This window comes from Pseudolactococcus plantarum, from assembly GCF_002441715.1.
In the GTDB taxonomy this organism is placed as follows: Bacteria; Bacillota; Bacilli; order Lactobacillales; family Streptococcaceae; genus Pseudolactococcus; species Pseudolactococcus plantarum.
In genome coordinates this window covers 1-3,980 of record NZ_JXJX01000024.1, presented here as the reverse complement: position 1 = coordinate 3,980, position 3,980 = coordinate 1, and the positions used below count along the sequence as shown (strand labels likewise).

1 protein-coding gene is annotated in these 3,980 nt (G+C 27.3%); it reads left to right on the top strand.

The window, feature by feature from the left end:
- Window positions 1-178: 178 nt before the first annotated feature.
- Window positions 179-3,859, top strand: a complete 3,681-nt coding sequence (locus RU87_RS09380) for an nSTAND3 domain-containing NTPase (RefSeq protein WP_068164952.1) — start codon at window positions 179-181, stop codon at window positions 3,857-3,859.
- Window positions 3,860-3,980 lie beyond the last annotated feature (121 nt).

The window sequence follows — 3,980 nt, the reverse complement described above, 5'->3', positions numbered from 1 at the left end:
AACATCAAACTTGGTGAAACAATCTTACCTGATGAGTTTTACTGATAAGAACAACATATTTTTAGAAATTATAAAAATAAAAAACATGCCTTTGAACCACTATACGTTCAGGGGCTTTTTTGTGTCTTAAAAAATGCTACAATTAATGTAAACTTTTCTACTAAAGAGGTAAATATAGATGACTAGAATTAACGAAATTCAAAAAAAAATTCAAGAAATGGATGGAGGACAATTTCAGAAACTCTGTGATGCGTATTTATATAAAAGTCATAATCTAATGAGATATACTCCATTAGGCTCGCAAGATGGAACAAATAATACAACAAAGGGAGTACCAGATTCCTATTCACTACATGATGATGGCACTTATACTTTTATTATGCACGGAAAATATAGCAACAATAATAAAGCAAAGCTTCAAAAAGACATAAAAGATTGTTTGGATGAGGAAAAGGTGGGAATAAATAAGTCAAAAATACGGAAAATAATATGTTTCTATAATTCTACAAATATTACTGTTAAAAATCTTGAAGGTATAAAGCATTTAATTGAGAATGTCGATATAGAATTGATTGATTTAGGAACTCTTTCGTATGATCTCGAAAAAAATTATCCTGGAATTGTTAGAGAGTATTTAAATATAGCAGTAGACACAGGACAAATCTTTACAATATCAGAATTTGTAGAAGTAAATGATAAATATGGAATGGCAGCTCCACTTGATATTTTATTTAAATTCAGAGAGGAAGAACTTAGGGAGTTAAGAGAAGCTCTAAGATTTAACCAAGCAACTTTAATTAGTGGAGCATCTGGAGTAGGAAAAACAAAAATTGCCCTAGAAATATGTTCAGAATATGAAAGAGGAGGATATGAAATTATTTGCATAAAAAATAATAGTCTTTCTCTTTATGAAGATTTCACAATTGCAATATCTGGAAAAGATAAAATTATTGTATTCTTTGATGATATCAATCAAACGTCTAATATTGAGGCCATTTTAGATACTATTTTACTTAATTTTGATAAATTTGATATTAAAGTAATAGCTACAGTAAGAGATTATGCTAGAGAAAAAGTTTTAAACTTATTTAAAAAATTTAACACATTTCAGGAGAAAAAAATATGTAATTTTGAAAGTGAAGAAATCAAGGAGATTTTAGAGGAAAGTTTAGGTGTAAAAAATACAGCTTTTCAAGATAGGATTTCAGCAATTGCAAAAGGAAATATTAGACTTGCTATTTTGGCTGGAAAATTGTCTAAAGAGCATGTGGATCATTTAAATAATGCGATAGATATTTTCAAATCATACTATGGAGTGATATTTAAAGAAGGGTATTTATCAACTGAAACTCAAAAAGTTTTATTTATAATTTCTTTGATGAACACCGTGAGAGTTTGTGATGATGAACTTTCTGAACTGTTATTAAAAGAATTTAATATCTCTTGGGAAAATTTTAGGAAAATTTGTTTAAATTTGAATGAAAAAGAAATAGTAGATTTCTATCTTGAGGAGGTAGTAAAAATAAGAGATCAGAGTTTTTCTAATTATATACTGCAATATGCTTTGATTGAGAAAAAATTTATATCAGTATGTAGATTATTAGAGCTTGGATTTGTTAAAAAAAGAGATAAAATAATCTATGCACTAAATACTTTATATCAACTATTTACTGCAAACGAAACTATAGAATATTTAAACGAACAAGTGAATGATAGATGGGATAAAATCAGTTTGGACGAAGAAGATATTTTTCTAGAGAGTTTTCATTCAATGAACTATATTAAATCATTGAAGATATTAAAGAAAAAAATTGAATCTATGCCAAGCGTTGATTTTACAATATCAAAAGAATATTTTGATAAACAGAAGAATTATCAACAAATAAATTCTAAAGAGCTCTCGATTTTAAGTAATTTTAAATACAGTCCCTATTCCAAAGATGCTATTGAGTTGATGATAATGGCTTTGAACCGTGATCAAAGCTTGTTTATGGACGTTTACTTTGCTCTGAAAAAATGGATTTACGATCGGAGCTCTTTTAAATATGATTGTGAAAAAGAATTGGAACTCATAAATAATTTATTTAATTTAAGAGAAACTGAGAACTATAATCTTGATTTTTTGATTTTAAAATTATTGGATAGGGCATTAATCTGCTCAGATAGTTTTACAGAACCAGGTGATAAACCTTATTCAGTTTCTATTGGACAATTTACGATAGTACTTACAGAGGGCGTTAAGAAACTAAGAAATCAATTATGGGAATTTTTATCGTTTTTTTATGAACATAAAAATTATAAAAATGAAGTTGAAGCCATACTTATAAAATACCGTTGGAGTGGTGCAATGGAGAATGTTACTGAAATTCTGGAATTTGACTATTCTTGTATTTCGAAAAAGTTCTTAGCTAATTGGAAACAGCCAACTTTTGAACAAGCATTGGTATTGAAAAAACTAGAAGAGTTTGCTATTGCTTTAGAAGCCAACATTGAGGTTTCTTTTAAAACCTATGTTAAAAATGAAGAATATAAATATTATGAAGTAATTTCTTCAAAAGAATTTAAAGAAAAGTATAGTGAATGGAAAAATCAACAAGAGGAGAAAATTGTAAGTAAAGTTATTTCATATACTTTTGATGACTATAAAAAATTAATTAATGTTGCTGTTAAGATTGAGAATAACAATTTATTCAAAAATTATTGGTTAAATGAAAATTTGGCGATCGCATTAAAAAATGCTACAGATGGATTATTTACCGATGTTATAGAGTATTACTTTGCTAGTGGTGTTCCACTAGCAAATCAAAATATTGTTAATTACATGCTAATGAGAATAGGATTTGATAAAACGATATCTATAATAAATAAATATTACTTTCCAGAAAAAAATAGATTTTTTAAGATGACTTGGGAGTTCATGTCTCATGAAATGATTTCAGAAGATAAGACTCAAATACTCCTAGATTTTATTGAATCTCAGATAGGTCAAAATAATGCAAGTATTCCCGGAATTAATGTGATTTTGAAATTTGAACAGTTTGATAAAAATATATTGAGTAAGGTTTGTGATAGTCTTATCGAATTGTCAAAATTGAATTCACATATTGCTTCTGATTTTCTAATAGAATATTATGATAACGTTGATGAGTTGTTGAAAATTTTCCAATATAACCTAGAACAGTTGGAAGAACTTTACTTAGTTTCTTTGGGAATTAATTTTGATGATAATAATGAATTAGTAATTGCAATTGTAAAAAAAGATCCTAAATTTTGGAATTTATATACTCAGTCTCTTGCTACTAAAGACTTATTAAACTACGAAAACAAAGGCGTATTTTCAAAGATTTGGTTTTTAAAAAATTATAAAGAGTTAATCAGTATTGCTTTTGAAAATATTATAAAACATCCCCAAAATTATTTTGGAAGCGAACGGTATGAAATGCTTTTTCCTCATAAGTTAGTATCAGATGAAATATTAAATATTAGAGTTCAAGAATGGGTGTGCGAGTATATCGAAAAAAATTACAATGACTACCAATTGATGCATAAGATATTTTTTTATTATATTTCTATAAATAATGAAGACGTCAGATTACGATATTTAGAACAATTTTTGAAATATAATAATAAATATGAGGATTTTAAAAGGTTGTCTATTATTCCGACAACATCTAGTTGGAGTGGGAGCCAAATACCTTTACTTGATAGGGATATAGTATTTTTGGATACATTGATGAAGTCTGAATCTTTAAAAGGTATAAACTTTATTGATCATAGGGAATACTTAGAGTCCTACAAAGCAAGTTTAAAGAAACGAAAAAAAGATATCCTTGTTAGAGAGTTTCAAGAAGAGATATAAGTTGAAAGGGACTCTGCAAAAATCATACAGAGTCTATTTCAATACTTAAAAATGCTATAAGTATTTTAAGAGATTTCAGATGGCTTAATATTGACTTTGTCAAATATGCAGAAGCATTTGG

Bases quoted from the DNA above. Each gene is read 5' to 3' on its own strand.
- RU87_RS09380 (WP_068164952.1), top strand. From the start codon at position 179: ATGACTAGAATTAACGAAATTCAAAAAAAAATTCAAGAAATGGATGGA.